Annotated in this window: 10 protein-coding genes; 5 read left to right on the forward strand and 5 right to left on the reverse strand. The window is 64.3% G+C overall.

Features of this window, described 5'->3' with window-relative positions; genetic code table 11:
• From glgX to treY, 3 genes are read left to right on the forward strand one after another with little or no spacing between them, the layout of a single operon-like run.
• Positions 1–2,079, forward strand: coding sequence for a glycogen debranching protein GlgX (glgX, locus tag JQ631_RS23450; protein ID WP_212329713.1), 2,079 nt, complete (start codon positions 1–3; stop codon positions 2,077–2,079).
• Positions 2,076–3,830 (forward strand): malto-oligosyltrehalose trehalohydrolase, encoded by a 1,755-nt coding sequence (gene treZ / locus JQ631_RS23455; RefSeq protein ID WP_212329715.1) that lies wholly within the window; start codon positions 2,076–2,078, stop codon positions 3,828–3,830. Before glgX ends, treZ begins: the two co-directional genes overlap by 4 nt.
• A gap of 1 nt (position 3,831) precedes the next feature.
• Complete coding sequence (treY, locus tag JQ631_RS23460; RefSeq protein ID WP_212329717.1) at positions 3,832–6,618, forward strand: malto-oligosyltrehalose synthase; 2,787 nt, start codon at positions 3,832–3,834, stop codon at positions 6,616–6,618.
• A 3-nt stretch (positions 6,619–6,621) separates the two neighbouring features.
• Here treY and JQ631_RS23465 read toward each other — a convergent pair whose 3' ends face one another.
• Positions 6,622–6,939: a polyhydroxyalkanoic acid system family protein gene (locus tag JQ631_RS23465; RefSeq protein ID WP_212329724.1), complete on the reverse strand. Its 318-nt coding sequence runs from the start codon at positions 6,937–6,939 to the stop codon at positions 6,622–6,624.
• Positions 6,940–7,121: 182 nt separating this feature from the next.
• Between JQ631_RS23465 and JQ631_RS23470 the strand changes: the two genes are divergently transcribed.
• Positions 7,122–7,286 (forward strand): DUF3309 family protein, encoded by a 165-nt coding sequence (locus JQ631_RS23470; protein ID WP_212329726.1) that lies wholly within the window; start codon positions 7,122–7,124, stop codon positions 7,284–7,286.
• A 127-nt stretch (positions 7,287–7,413) separates the two neighbouring features.
• On the opposite strand, the gene ligD is transcribed toward JQ631_RS23470, so the two are convergent.
• The gene (gene ligD / locus JQ631_RS23475; protein ID WP_212329728.1) at positions 7,414–10,083 is read right to left on the reverse strand and encodes a DNA ligase D; all 2,670 of its coding nucleotides are present in this window, start codon (positions 10,081–10,083) and stop codon (positions 7,414–7,416) included.
• A gap of 117 nt (positions 10,084–10,200) precedes the next feature.
• On the opposite strand from ligD, the gene ku reads away from it, so the two are divergent.
• Complete coding sequence (gene ku / locus JQ631_RS23480) at positions 10,201–11,088, forward strand: non-homologous end joining protein Ku (RefSeq protein ID WP_212329738.1); 888 nt, start codon at positions 10,201–10,203, stop codon at positions 11,086–11,088.
• Between the two features lie 123 nt (positions 11,089–11,211).
• Here the strand turns inward: ku and JQ631_RS23485 are convergent, their stop codons facing one another.
• Genes JQ631_RS23485 through JQ631_RS23495 form a run of 3 tightly spaced genes read right to left on the reverse strand, consistent with a single transcriptional unit; the run spans position 11,212 to position 15,267 of the window.
• Complete coding sequence (locus JQ631_RS23485) at positions 11,212–11,901, reverse strand: response regulator (RefSeq protein ID WP_212329740.1); 690 nt, start codon at positions 11,899–11,901, stop codon at positions 11,212–11,214.
• Positions 11,898–14,621, reverse strand: coding sequence for a sensor histidine kinase (locus JQ631_RS23490; protein WP_212329742.1), 2,724 nt, complete (start codon positions 14,619–14,621; stop codon positions 11,898–11,900). Before JQ631_RS23490 ends, JQ631_RS23485 begins: the two co-directional genes overlap by 4 nt.
• Positions 14,622–14,661: 40 nt before the next feature.
• Entirely contained in the window at positions 14,662–15,267 is a 606-nt protein-coding gene (locus tag JQ631_RS23495) for a K(+)-transporting ATPase subunit C (protein WP_212329744.1), read from the reverse strand.
• Positions 15,268–15,324 lie beyond the last annotated feature (57 nt).

Below are 15,324 nucleotides of genomic sequence, written 5' to 3' on the forward strand. Positions count from 1 at the left end.
ATGCGCCTGACTGCCGGATCGCCCGCACGCCTCGGTGCAAGCTGGGACGGACGCGGCACCAATTTCGCGCTGTTCTCCGCAAATGCGCAGAAGGTCGAGCTGTGCCTGTTCGACACTCAGGGGCGCCGCGAGCTCGAGCGCATCGAGTTGCCTGAAAAGACCGAGGACGTCTGGCACGGCTATCTCAACGACGTCTCGCCGGGCCAGCTCTACGGCTATCGCGTGCACGGGCCCTACGAGCCCGAGCACGGCCACCGTTTCAACGCCAACAAGCTGCTGCTCGATCCGTACGCCAAGCGACTTGCGGGACGCCTGGTCTGGAGTGACGCGCATTTCGCCTATCGCACCGGTTCGGCGCGCGAGGATCTGTCGTTCGACCGGCGCGACAATGCGCGCGGCATGCCCAAGGCCGTCGTCGTCGACGAGACCTTCAACTGGGGCCGGCGCGAGATCCGGCCACACATCCCCTGGGAAGACACCATCATCTACGAGGCCCACGTCAAAGGCCTGACGCAGAAGCGCGACGACGTGCCGCCGAACTTGCGCGGGACCTATGGCGGGCTGTCGTCACCGGCGATGATCGAGCATCTGAAGAGGCTCGGAGTTACCACCGTCGAGCTGCTGCCGATCCACAGCTTCGTCGACGACCGCATCCTGGTCGAGAAGAAGCTCGCCAATTACTGGGGTTACAACACACTGTCCTTCTTCGCGCCGGAGGCGCGCTACGCCCAGGACAATGCGCTGGATTCCTTCCGTACCACGGTGGCGCGCCTGCACGATGCCGGCATCGAGGTGATGCTCGACGTCGTCTACAATCACACCGCCGAGGGCAACCATCTCGGACCGACGCTGTGCTACCGCGGCATCGACAACGCTTCCTATTACTGGCTGAACCGCGAGAACCCCCGCTATTACGACGACTTCACCGGCTGCGGCTCGTCGGTGAACCTCACTCATCCGCGCGTGCTGCAGATGGTGATGGACAGCTTGCGCTACTGGGTCGAGGTCTGCCATGTCGACGGCTTCCGCTTCGACCTCGCCACCACGCTCGCGCGCGGCCCGAACGGCTATGATCGCGGCATCTCGTTTCTCACCGCGATCCGGCAGGACCCCGTGCTGGCGACGGTCAAGCTCGTCGCCGAGCCGTGGGACCTCGGACTCGGTGGCTACCAGGTCGGCGCCTTCCCCTCGCAATGGTCGGAGTGGAACGATCGCTACCGCAGCGCCATGCGCCGCTACTGGAGCGGCGAAGGCAGCCTGATCGGCGACATCTCCAGCCGCATGACGGCGTCCTCAGACCTGTTCAATCACGACGGACGGCGACCGCGCGCCAGCATCAACCACATCACCGTGCATGACGGTTTCACGCTGGCCGACCTGTTCAGCTACAACGAGAAGCACAACGAGGCCAACGGCGAGGACAATCGCGACGGCTCCAACGACAACCACAGCAACAATTGTGGTGTCGAGGGCCCGACCGACGATCCAGATATCCTCAGCCTGCGGCGGCAACTTCGCAAGAACGTGCTGGCGTGCCTGATGCTGGCGCAGGGCATTCCACTGATCCTCGCCGGCGATGAGGTCGGCAACACGCAGTCCGGCAACAACAACGCCTATTGCCAGGATAACGAGGTCGGCTGGGTCGGCTGGGAGAATCTCGGCAAGGAGGGCGACGACATGGTCGATTTCGTCGCCGGTCTCGCCGAAATCCGCCGCCGGTTCTCGCAGTTGCGCAGCCATCGCTGGCTCGATGGCCGGCCCAAGGACGGCATCTCCTACGGCGCGCTGTGGCTGACGCCCGAAGGCAACGAGATGACGGAAAGCGACTGGACATTCCCGGACGGGCGGTTTCTCTCTTATGTGATGGGGCCGATGGAACCGGGCAGCGCGGCGATCTTTATCGTGTTGAACGCTGCGCCCGAAGAGATCGCATTCAAATTGCCCAAAATGCCCGAATACAAGAGCTGGCAGCAGATCCTGAACACGACGGATGCCAAGCTGAACAGCGTTGATTTCCCGCCCGGAAGCGACAGCAAGGCGCCGCCGCGCTCCGTGCTCGCCTTCGCGGGGGCGCTATGAGGCCATCCTTCGGGGCGAAGCCGACCAAGGACGGCGTGTCGTTCCGTTTGTGGGCGCCCGGCGCGCGTCGGGTCGATCTCCTGCTCGAGCGGCGACACGCGATGCAGCGTCGTCAGGATGGCTGGTATGTCGCCGACATCGCCGGCCTGCCCGTCGGCAGCCCTTACAAGTTCAGGATCGACGACGAGATCGACGTGCCCGATCCGGCATCCGCGTTTCAGCCCGACGATGTCTTCGGGCCGAGTGAGGTGATCGACCACGACGCGTTCGACTGGCGCGCGAAAGACTGGCGCGGCCGTCCCTGGGAAGAGACGGTGCTGATCGAGACCCACGTCGGCACCTTCACGAGCGACGGCACCTACCGCGCCATGATCGCCAAGCTCGATCATCTCGTCGCATCGGGGATGACAGCGCTGGAATTGATGCCGCTGGCCGACTTCGCCGGCCGCCGTGGCTGGGGCTATGACGGCGTGCTCTGGTACGCGCCCGATAGCGCCTATGGCCGCCCCGAACAGCTCAAGGCATTGATCGACGAAGCCCATCTCCGCGGCCTGATGGTGTTTCTGGACGTCGTCTACAATCACTTCGGCCCGGAAGGAAACTATCTCGGCCGCTATGCGCCAAACTTCTTTACCGACGCGCACACGCCGTGGGGCAGCGCGATTGACTATCGCGTGCCGCAGGTACGGGCCTTCGCGGTCGAGAACGCGCTGTCCTGGCTCACAGACTATCGCTTCGACGGGCTCAGGCTGGATGCCGCCAACCATATCATGGCGATCCCGGGCGAGCAGTCGATGCTGCAGGACCTCAGCGTCGCTGCCGGTGAGTTGGCCAAGGTCACCGGGCGGCACATTCATCTCGTGCTCGAGAATGGCGACAACCGCGCCAGCCTGCTCGACGCCGCGCAGGAGCCGCCCAACGGAAAATATCGCGCGCAGTGGAACGACGACTATCACCACGTCTGGCACGTGATGCTCACGGGCGAGCTCAACGGCTACTATGCCGACTACCAGACCCCGCGGATGGACCTCGCACGCGCGCTCGCCTCCGGCTTCGTCTATCAGGGTGAGATCTCGGAATTCTGGGGCAAGAAGCCACGCGGCGAGGCGAGCGGCGAGTTGCCGCCGGCAACCTTCATCAACTTCCTGCAAAACCACGACCAGATCGGCAACCGCCCGTTGGGCGACCGGCTGGAGAGCCTGGCATCGCCTGAGCAGATCGAGGCCGCGCTCGCGGTGACCCTGCTCGCACCGATGGTGCCGATGCTGTTCCAGGGCGAGGAATGGGGCTCGAAAGCGCCCTTCCCGTTCTTCTGCGATTTCCAGGGCGGCCTCGCCGATGCCGTGCGCAAGGGACGCCGACAGGAATATGCCTGGGCTTACGAGAAATACGGTGACGAGGTGCCCGACCCGCTCGATCCCGCTACGTTGAAATCGGCCGTGCTCGACTGGACCGGCCGCACGCCGGAGCAAGATGCGCGGCTCGCACTGGTGCGCGAGCTGCTCGCGCTTCGCCGCAAGGAGATCGCGCCGCGGCTGAAGGGCGCGCGCTTCGGCGATGCCGAGGCTGCCGATAACGGCCTCCTCACTGCGCATTGGCGCATGGGCGATGGCACGACGCTCCGTCTGACTGCCAATCTGTCAGACAAGGATATCGCGCATTCCGACAGCAACGTGGGCACGCCGATCTGGGGCGGCGCGGCCGGCGAGCGACTTCCGCCCTGGTCGGTGGTCTGGCATCTCGGAGGTTGATATGCCTTCCGCGATCCCTCTCGCGACATATCGGCTCCAGCTCACCGCGGATTTCGACTTCGACAAGGCGGCCGCGGTCGTACCTTACCTGAAGGCGCTCGGGATCACGCATCTCTACGCCTCGCCGGTGATGAAGGCGCGCAAGGGCTCGACCCATGGCTACGACACCGTCGATCACAGCCAGTTCAATCCCGAGCTTGGCGGCGAGGCCGGCTTTGCGCGGCTAAGCGAAGCGCTCGCCCAGCACGACCTCGGCCTCATCGTCGATTTTGTCCCGAACCATGTCGGCGTGCATTTTGCCGACAATCCGTGGTGGCTCGACGTGCTGGAATGGGGCCAGGCCTCGCCGCACGCGGTCTCTTTCGACATCGACTGGGATCAATTGGCGTTCCGCACCCGCGGCGGCGTGCTGCTGCCGATCCTCGGCACATCCTATGGCGAGGCGCTGGAAGGCGGTGCCATCGAGCTGCGCTATGATCCCGATGAGGGCAGCTTTTCCGCCTGGTATTTCGAGCATCGCCTGCCGATCGCGCCGGAGCGTTATGGCGAAGTCTTGCGGATGATCGTGAGGGAGGCAGATGCCGCCGATACCGTCGCCGGCAAACGCCTGCTCTCGCTCGCCACGCGCTACACCGGCCTGCGCCGGCCAAACCGCAAGGAAGCTCCTGCCTTCAAGGCCGAGCTGAAGGAGATCGCAGGAGCAGCCGACATCATCATTCACGGTCTCGCCGCCTATCGCGCGGCCAAGGATCGGCCGGCGCAGACGCTGGCGCTGCATCATCTGCTGGAGCGGCAACACTACAAGCTCGGTCATTGGCGGCTTGCCTCCAGCGACATCAACTATCGCCGTTTCTTCGACGTCAACGGTCTCGCCGGCCTGCGTGTCGAGGACGCGAGCACGTTTGCCGCCACGCACCGGCTGGTGAAGCAGCTCGTCGCCGACGGCAAACTGCAGGGCATCCGCCTCGATCACATCGATGGCTTGCGTGATCCCGCGCAATATTGCCAGCGGCTGCGCCGGCTGGTGCGCGACGCGCAGGGCAACACAAAGCCGTTCTATACGGTGATCGAAAAGATCCTGTGTGAGCACGAGAAGCTGCCGCGCTTTGCCGGCGTTCAGGGCACCACCGGCTACGAGTGGATGAATGCGATCACGCACGTGCTGGTCGACGCCAAGGGGCTGGAGGCGCTGGACGAGACCTGGCGGCAGATCAGCAACCGCCCACCGCGGCTCGCGCCTTACGTCAAGGACGCCAAGCGGCGTGTGCTGGAGACGCTGCTGACCAGCGAATTCACCGTGCTGACGCGCCTGCTTGCGCGCATCGCCAACGGGCACTACTCGACCCGCGACTTCTCGGCCGACAGCCTGCGGCAGGCGCTGGAATTGTACGTGCTGCACTTCCCGGTCTATCGCACCTATCTGACGCATAGCGGTCCGACCGCGCTCGACCGCAAGCTGATCGACGACACCATCGAACGCGCCTGTGCCGAGTGGTTCGCCGCCGACGAGGGCATTTTCGATTTCCTGCGCGATGCGCTGACCATGGACTTGCTCAAGCCCGGTCGTCCCCCGCACAGCGCACCGCGCGTACGCCGCTTTGCGCTAAAGGTGCAGCAATTCACCGGACCGATGATGGCGAAGTCGCTGGAGGATACCGCGTTCTATCAATTCCACCGGCTGCTCGCGCTGAACGAGGTCGGCGGAGATCCCGCCAGCAAGGGCCTCACCATTCCCGCCTTCCACGAGGCGATGCGCGCCCGCGCCAGGGAATGGCCGCAGAGCATGACGGCCACCGCGACCCACGACACCAAGCGCGGCGAGGACGCCCGCGCGCGCATTGCGGCGCTGAGCGAGATTTCCGGGGAATGGACCGGCGCAGTGGCACGCTGGAAAGTGCTGAACGCGCCGCACCTCGCGCTCCACGGGAATCTGCGTGCCCCGTCGGCAACGTTCGAATACATGCTCTACCAGACCCTGCTCGGCGCGTGGCCGCTGCAAGAGCCGGTCGACACCGGCTTCGTCGAGCGCATCCAGGCCTATGCGCTCAAGGCGGCGCGCGAGGGCAAGGAGGAAACGAGCTGGCTCAATCCGCATGAGGCCTATGAGAACGGCGTCAATAGCTTCATCGAGAAGATTCTCGATCCGGCGCTGTCAGGCGAATTCCTGGGCGCGCTTCAGACTCTGGCCCGCCGCGTCGCGCTGCTCGGTGCGCTGAACTCGCTGAGCCAGCTCACGCTGAAGGCCACGATGCCGGGCGTGCCCGATTTTTACCAGGGCACCGAATATTGGGACCTCTCGCTGGTCGACCCCGACAACCGCCGTCCGGTGGATTTTGCCGCACGAAAGGCCGCACTGAATTCACTGGAAACGCTGGACTGGACCGGACTGATCAAAAGCTGGTCCGATGGTCAGCTCAAGCTGGCCTGGACGCGGCACCTGCTCAAGCTGCGCAACGAACTCGCCGACGTCTTCGTACAGGGCGATTATCAGCCACTTGAGGTTCGCGGCGCGCACGCCGATCACATCATTGCGTTTACCAGACGTCACGGTCGCTCTGCGGCCATCGTCGTGGCCGGGCGGCAATTCGCACCATTCACCCAGGCCGGGCGGGAATGGCCCACATTCGAAGGTTTCGACGCAACGATCGATCTCGGCGGCTATACCGCGCCGGGCCTTGCGAGCAACGCGCTGCCCGTCGCGCAGGCGTTCCGTGATTTTCCCGCGGCTGTCATCGCGGCCCGCGCGGCAAGCTCCATCAAGCACTTGCGGCAGCGGGCGCGTGCCTGACACCTATTTCCCTTCATCCTTGGTGAGCAGCAACTGCCCGCGCTTGCGGATCGTCGCCTGTGCCATCTCTGCAAAGCGCTGCAGCAACCACGGCAGCACGACCTCGACCTTCACGTGATCGTCGGCGACGTCGACCTGCCCGCTCGCGATCTGCCCGAGCGCGCGGATGCGGAAGGCCATGCTGTCGCCGCTCCAGCGCTCCTCCTCGATCTGGACCACGGGAATGCTGGCCGCCGCGCGGCCGAGCCCGCTCTTGAGCCGGCGCACCGCCTCTTCGCGGCCGAGGCGATGCGGAATGGAAACGACTAGCGGTGCTGACATGGCCCTGCCCTGCGGTGACTGATCTTCACATAGTCATGCCGGACGAACCGACAAAGGTTCCATGCAAGTTGGCCGTGCAACCGGTGTTTCATCGTCGGAACTTTAAAACATGCGGCAAGTTGCCTTCGCACAACGGGACAGGTTGCAACGACCCTTTCAACAAAGGGCTGGAGGAGATTCGCATGTCTATCGGTACGATCATTCTGATCATTTTGGTCATCGCGCTGCTCGGCGGCTTCAGTGGCATTGGCGGCGGGCCGTTCTACGGCACAGGCTATTACGGCGGCGGCGGCCTCGGGCTCGTCATCATCATTCTGGTGATCCTGCTGCTGATGGGACGGATCTAGCTGCGAGTACGACGTAAGGTGGGCAAAGGCGCGCTTGCGCCGTGCCCACCTTTCCTCTCTGACGAACGAAGATGGTGGGCACGCTCCGCTTTGCCTACCCTACGGAAGTTGCGCCCCGAGCCGAGATCTACTTCCTTTTCCCCGCCAGCTTCTTCATCGCCGCCTTGATCGACGCGCCCGCATCGTCATAGCCATCCCAGGCTTTCGAGCGCGCCAGCAGGCCCGGCACCGTCCGCACCGTATATCGCTTCGGATCGAGATCGCTCTTCACCTGCGCCCAGGTCAGCGGCATCGACACGGTTGCACCATCGCGCGCACGCGGCGACAGCGGCGCGACGGCCGTAGACAGGCGATCGTTGCGCAGGTAGTCGAGAAAGATCTTCCCGTTGCGCAGCTTCTTCGACATGTTGAGCAGATAACGCTCGGGATCGTCGTCGGCCATCCACTGGCAGACGCCTTGCGCGAACGCCTTGGCCTCTTTCCAGTCCACCTTGTCGCGCGCGCCGTAAAGCAGCGGCACGACAACATGGAGGCCCTTGCCGCCCGTGGTCTTGCAAAAGCTCTCCATGCCGACATCGGCCAGCCGTTGCCGCATCTCCTTCGCGGCCTCGACGACGTCGGCGAACTTCACGTCCGGCGCAGGATCCAGATCGAACACCAGCCGGCCAGGCGTATCATACGCATCCGGCGCGCAATTCCAGGGATGCAGTTCGACGCCCCCGATCTGCGCAACGGCGGCAAGCCCTTCGACGCGGTCGATCTGCAGATACGGCTTGCGATCGCCGGACACCTTTGCGAGTTCCAGCAGGCTCGACGTGCCCTGCATGGCATGGCGCTGGAAGAACTTTTCGCCGCCGATCCCATCGGGCGCGCGCAAAATCGAACAGGGCCGGCCCTTGATGTGTGCGATGATCCACGAGCCAACCGCCTCGAAATAGCGCGCAAGATCCAGCTTCGTCACACCCTCGCCGTCACCGCCGTCCGGCCACAGCTCCTTCTCCGGCTTCGAGATGACGACGCCCATCACCTCCGCGGTGCTCTTCCCTTTCGCCGGCTGCGCTGGAGCACGCTTCCTGGCGGAAGGCTGTGCGAGCTTGGTATCAGCAGGGGTTTCCGCCTCGACCTCCTCGGCCGGCTTGTCCTGCCGCAAGCCCTTGAACGCGGCCTGACGGATATTGCCGTCGGCGGTGAAGCCGGCGAATTCGATCTCGGCCACCAACTCCGGCTTCAGCCAGTGGACGTCCCGGGTCTTCTTCGGGGCATTCTTGCCGCCGAAGGGACTTTCCTTGGCCTCCATGGCTTTCAGTGACGGCATGATGCGCTTGACCTTGTCGGCACCAAATCCGGTTCCGACCATTCCGACGAAGGCGAGATGCCCGCCCCGATGCACGCCCGCCATCAGCGAGCGGAATTTTCCATTGGTGGTCTTGTAGCCGCCGATCACGACCTCGTGCCCGGCGCGGCACTTTGCCTTGGTCCAGCTCTCGGTACGGCCGGAGCGATAAGGCGCATCCAGCTTCTTCGACACCACGCCTTCGAGCTCCAGCTTGCAGGCCGATTGCAGCACCGCATCGCCGCCGCTCACAAAATGCTCGACATAGCGGATCTGGCTCGTCTTCTTCTTTCGCGCCTCCAGCAACGCCTTGAGACGCTCCTTACGCTCGCCGAGCGGCAAACGGCGATAATCGAGGCCTTCGGCGAACAGCAGGTCGAACGCAAAGAAAATCAGATCCTCGGTCTTGCCATCCGACAGCGCGGCCTGGAGCGAGGAAAAGTTCGGCGCGCCGTTATGGTCGAGCGCAACGATCTCGCCGTCGATCATGACGTCGGGCAGCCCGCCCGCTTCCTTCGCAATCGACGCGAACCTGTCGGTCCAGTCGAGGCCCTTGCGCGTCTTCAGCGTCGCCTCGCCGCTCTCGACGCGGAGTTGCACCCGATATCCGTCGAACTTGATCTCGTGACACCAGCCATCGGCTGCCGGCGGCCGCTCGACCGAGGTGCAGAGCTGCGGCGCGACGAAGTCCGGCATCTCCGGGATCTTGCTCGCGTTCGTCGCCGTCGTGGCTTTTTTCTTCGCCGTCTTGCTCTTTGATGTCGTAATGCTCTTCAGCGCCACGCGCGGCGCCGGCTTGACGGTGCGGCCCTTGGTCTCCTCGGCGCGGTTGGATTGCCAGACCGCATCGGCCTTGCCCTTGCTTTTCGCCAGCATGAACGGCTTTGGCGCACGACCCTTGCCTCCGGCGATCTGCTCCATGGCGCGGCCGGAGGCGACCGACTTGTCCTCCGCCAATATATCCTCGTCCTCGCTGGCATATTCGTCGCGATGCTTGATCAGGAGCCAGTTGGTGCGCTTCTCGCCGCCGCGGTTGCGCATGCGCACCAGCACCCAGCTTCCATGCAGCTTGCCGCCATGCAGGGTGAACTTGAGGTCGCCCTTCTTGAAACCCGCATCCGGATCGTCGGACTCCCAGGTGCCGCGGTCCCACAGCATCACCGTGCCACCGCCATACTGTCCCTCGGGAATCGTCCCCTCGAAATCGCCATAGTCGAGCGGGTGGTCCTCGACCTCCACCGCCAGCCGCTTGTCGTGCGGATCGAGCGAGGGGCCCTTCGTCACCGCCCATGACTTGAAGACGCCGTCGAATTCGAGCCTGAGATCGTAGTGCAGCCGGGTCGCATCATGCTTCTGGATCACGAAACGCCGCTGCTCAGACCGCGCCACTGCGGTCTTGCCCGAGGGCTCCGGCGTCTTTTCGAAATCGCGCTTCTTTCGGTAGGTGGAGAGTTTCTGCAGCACGACCGGTCCCGCTTCTTATCCGAGTCAAAGCCTATCACGGCGAAAGTCCCATCCGGAACCAAAACCCCTGGGGAGCTGTTGGGGTTCCAAATCGCCTTGAAATCATTGGAGAATGGAATGGCTCCGCGCGCCTATTGGAAGGGAACGTTGAAACTCTCGCTCGTCAGCTGTCCGGTCGTGCTCTATCCGGCGACCACCGCGGCCGAGAAGACGCGGTTTCACCTGATCAATCGCGAGACCGGCAACCGGCTCAAGCAGCAGATGGTGGATTCCGAGTCCGGCGACGTCGTGGAGAGCGACCAGAAGGGTCGCGGCTACGAACTGCGCAAGGGCAAATATGTCGAGATCGAGCCGGAAGAGCTCGAGGCGGTGCAGATCGAGAGCAACCACACCATCGACATCGAGAGCTTCGTGCCAAGCGACGAGATCGACCAGCGCTATCTCAACCATCCCTATTACATCGCCCCCGAAGGCAAGGCCGCGATCGACGCCTTTGCCGTGATCCGCGACGCCATGAAGGACCAGGATCGCGTCGCGCTTGCAAAGATCGTGCTGACCAATCGCGAGCACATCATCGCCATCGAGCCACTCGGCAAGGGCCTGCTCGGCACGACACTACGATTCCCCTACGAGCTGCGCGACGAGGACGAGTTCTTCGACGACATCAAGAGCCCGAAGATCACCAAGGACATGGTCGATCTCGCCGGCCACATCCTTCACACCAAGGCCGCGCATTTCGATCCGAGCAAATTCAAGGACGAGTACGAGACTGCGCTGAAGGCGCTGGTGAAGCGCAAGGCGAGCGGCAAGACGATCGAGCTGCCGGAGCCGGAGGAGCGGCCGAGCAATGTCGTCAGCCTGATGGATGCGCTGAAACAGAGTCTCAGGGGGCGCGGTGGAAAGAAGACCGCGGCAAAGTCCCATGCGCGGCGCGCTGCGGGTGGGCGGCAGCGGGCGGCGAAGAAGACGCACCGGTCGACGGCGCGTCAGAGGAAGACGGGATAGCTCGCTCTCCCGTCATTGCGAGCGCAACGAAGCATTCCAGCACCATCGGTGGAAAGACTCTGGATTGCTTCGCTATGCTCGCAATGACAACGTGGATGGAGGATCGCGTCCCAAACGGGGACGTTAATCCCCCGCCTTCAGCCGGTACCCGATCCCCGTCTCGGTCAGCACATATTGTGGGCGCTCAGGGTCCGCTTCGATCTTCTGGCGGAGCTGGCGGACGTAGACGCGCAAATATTGCGCATCGGTCAGTTCGTCCCAGAGTTCCTTCAGCAGGAAGCGATGGGTCAGCACCTTGCCCGCGTGCTGCACCAGCACGCGCAGGAGGTCGTATTCCTTCGGCGATAGCTTGACGTCGCGCTCGCCGAGCTTGACGATACGGCGGACGAGATCGACGGAGAGATCGCCGGTGCGGAAGATCGGGCGCTCGCCCTGCACCTGCAACTGGTGCCGTAGCGCGGCGCGCAGGCGCGCCAAAAGCTCGTCCATGCCGAACGGCTTCGTCAGATAGTCATCGGCGCCGAGATCCAGCGCCTGCACCTTGCCGGCCTCGTCGCCGCGGCTGGACAGCACAACGATCGGCACGCTGTCGTTGCGGGCGCGGATGGTGCGAAGCAGCTCATGGCCCTGGATGTCGGGCAGGCCGAGATCGAGAATGATCAGCGCCGGCTCCTCTGTGAGCTTCTCGAGCGCGATCTTGCCGTTCGACGCCTCCAAAATCTCATAACCTTGCGTCGACAGCCCCATCCGCAGCAATTTCCGGATCGGAGGCTCGTCGTCGATCACCAAAACCTTGATCGGGGCAGCGCTCATGCGGCGGTATCCAATGCGTGGGTCTGTGCCGGAACCGGCAGACGGATGGTGAGAACCGCGCCGCTCCGGTCGCTGCGATTGGCAGCCGAGATCGTGCCGCGCATCGCCTCGACGAAACCGCGGGAGATCGCGAGCCCTAGTCCGGTGCCGGGCCGGACATGATCACCCTTCTGCACGCGATAAAACTTGTCGAACACGCTCTCGAGCTCGTCGGGCGGGATGCCGGCGCCTTCGTCGGCGATATCAAGCACCACTTGGTCGCGTTCACGCCGGCTCCCGATCGTGACAATGGTCTCCGCGGGCGAATATTTTGCCGCGTTGTCGAGCAGGTTGAACAGCACCTGCTCGAACAGAACGGCGTCGAGCTCGAGCATTGGCAGATCGGCCGATAGCATCAGTTCGACCTTGTGTGCGGTGAGGATTTTTGACGCCCGCCGCAGCGCACTGCCGACGATCTCGCCGAGATCATGCAGCGCCGTGTTGGGCACGATGGCTCCTGCTTCAAGCTTGGTCATATCGAGCAGATTGGCGATGAAGCGGTTGAGCCGCTCGGACTCATCAATCACGGTCGCGAGCAGATCGCGCTTCTCGGTGTCCGACAGCGCGCCGGCGAGATCGCGCATGGTCGAGGCGGCGCCCAGCACCGAGGCCAGCGGCGTCTTCAGGTCGTGCGAGATCGAGGTCAGGAGCGCCGAGCGCAGCCGCTCGGATTCGACGGTGCGCTTGACCCGGTCCATGTCCTCGACCAGCAGCACCCGCTCGATCGCGAGCGCCCCCTGATCCACCAGCGCGTCAAGCAGCCGGCGCTGGTCCGGCGTCAACAGCGGGCCGGTGCGGTCGTTGTCGATGCCGATCACGCCGATCGGACCGCGCCCGGTGCGCATCGGCAGGAACAGCCGCTTGGCGCCCGGCAGAGTATCCGAACCCCGTCCGGCGGAGCGGTCATTGCTCCAGGCCCAGTTGGCGGCGGCGAGATCTGCCTGATCGAGCTGGTCCTCCGGTGGATAGCCCGACTTCACCGTCAGGAGCCCATCCTCCGGCAGCAGCAGCACCACATGCACCTTGAGCATCAGCGCGATCTGATAGGCCGAGGCCCACAGCACGTCGTCGAGGGTGGCGGTGCCGGCGAGCTTGCGGCTGAAAGCATAGAGCTGCTCGGTGGTCCGGATGCGACCGATTGCCGTGTCGGCCTGCGTGCGCACGCGCGCAGCAACATTCGACACCAGGATCGCGATCAGCATGAAGAAGAAGAAAGCCGCGACGTTGGTCGGATCCGTGATCGTGAAAGTGTAGACCGGCGGCAGGAAGAAGAAATTATAGGCGAGCGAGGCCACAAGGCTTGCGAGCAGCGAGGGCAACAAGCCGTAGCGCACTGCGACGGCAACCACCGCGGTGAGCAGCACGAGATCAACGTTTTCGATGCCGAACCGAGGCTGAAGCAGCGCCGCGGCGCCGATGCCGACCAGCACGATGCCGAGCGACTTCAGGTAGGGCAGCGGATTGAACGGCTCGGACCGCGCCGCGGCAGGCACTGCCGTCCTGGGCGCCGCCTCGCCCGGCAGCTCGTCGCCGGGAATGACGTGAACGCTGATATTGCCGGCACGGCGAACCAGATCATGCACGACAGAGCCGCGCGTCATTTCGAACCAGCGCGAACGCGTCGTCTTGCCGATCACGATCTGGGTGACGTTGTTGCCCTGCGCGAAGTTGATGACGTCGTCGGCAATGCGTCGGCCGACGGCGGGAATGGTCAGCGCCTCGCCGCCCAGGGATTCGGCGAGTCGCAACGTATCGGCCAGCTGGTCGCGCTCCTGCTCGGAGAGTCGTAGCGAGCGCCGCGTCTCGATCGAGACCGCCGTAAACGGCGCATGCAGTCGATCGGCCAGCCGCTTGGTGTAGCGCACGAGGCCGGCGGCGCGCGGGTCCTCGCTGACGCAGACGAGGATGCGTTCGCCCGCGGCCCAGGGACCGGCGATGGCATTCGCCTGCATGTGCGTGAGAAGCTGCTCGTCGACCCGCTCGGCGGTGCGCCGCAGCGCCAGCTCACGCAGCGCGGTCAGATTGCCCGGCGAAAAGTAGTGCTCCAGCGCCCGCTCGGCCTGCCTGGGGACGTAGACCTTGCCTTCACGCAGGCGCTGGATCAGATCGTCGGGCGTGAGGTCGATCAACTCGATCGCGTCGGCACGATCGAAGATCGAATCCGGCACGGTCTCGCGCACCCGCACATGGGTGATCTGCGCAACGACGTCGTTCAAGCTCTCGATGTGCTGGATGTTGACGGCAGTGTAGACGTCGATGCCGCGAGACAGCAACTCCTCGACATCCAGATAGCGTTTGGGATGCCGGCTGCCGCCCGCGTTGGTGTGGGCGAGTTCGTCGACCAATGCGATCTTCGGCCGCCGCGCGATCACGGCATCGAGGTCCATCTCCTCGACGATCTGGCCGCGGTAGTCGAACCGCTTGCGCGGGATCAATTCGAGCCCGCGCACCAGCGCCTCGGTCTCGGTGCGGCCGTGGGTTTCGACCAGACCGACCACGACATCGATGCCGGCCTTGCGCCTGGCATGGGCGCTTTGCAGCATTTCGTAGGTCTTGCCGACGCCGGGAGCGGCGCCGACGAAGATCTTCAGCTTGCCGCTCGCGCCCTCCTCCCGTCGCGCCGCTTCCAGCAGCGCCTCCGGCGACGGACGTTGTTCGGGATCGCGGCGCTGTTGAACCATTAGGTCAATATAATCATCCTGATATTCCCAGCCTAGAGCGCTACTTCGCGGACGCACGATCCAGCGCGAGGTTCAGCGCAAGAACGTTAACCCTGGGTTCGCCGAGCAGGCCGAGCAGACGGCCCTGGATGTTGGAGGCGACGAGTAGTTCGAGCTGGTCCTCCGGCATATTCCGCGCCTTTGCGACGCGCGGCACCTGGAATTGTGCCGCTTCCGGTGAAATGTCGGGATCGAGCCCGCTGGCCGAGGTCGTGACGAGATCGACCGGCACCGCGGCGTTCGGATTCTCGGCCTTCAGCTTGTCCACGTCCTCCTTTAGCCGGTCGGCCAACGCCTTGCTGGTCGGGCCGAGATTGGAGCCGCCCGAATTGGCGGCGTTGTAGGGCGCCGACACCGTCCTGGTCGAATCATTCGGGTCCGGCGCAAGCGTCGCCGAGGGGCGGCCGTGGAAATATTTGTCGTCCTTGAACTCCTGTCCGATCAGGGCGGAGCCGACCACCTTGCCGTCCTTCTCGATCAGGCTGCCTTGCGCCTGCGCGGGGAAGATCACGCCGGCAATGCCGGTCATGGCGAGCGGATAGGCCAGGCCCGTGATGGCGGTGAGCACGAGCAAGAGGACGATGGCGGGGCGAATTTCTCTGAGCATTTTAGGTCTCCTATTGTCTTCGTCACGTGCGAGGCGCGGCCTGCGCGCCCCACGACG

The organism is Bradyrhizobium manausense (assembly GCF_018131105.1).
In the GTDB taxonomy this organism is placed as follows: Bacteria; Pseudomonadota; Alphaproteobacteria; order Rhizobiales; family Xanthobacteraceae; genus Bradyrhizobium; species Bradyrhizobium manausense_B.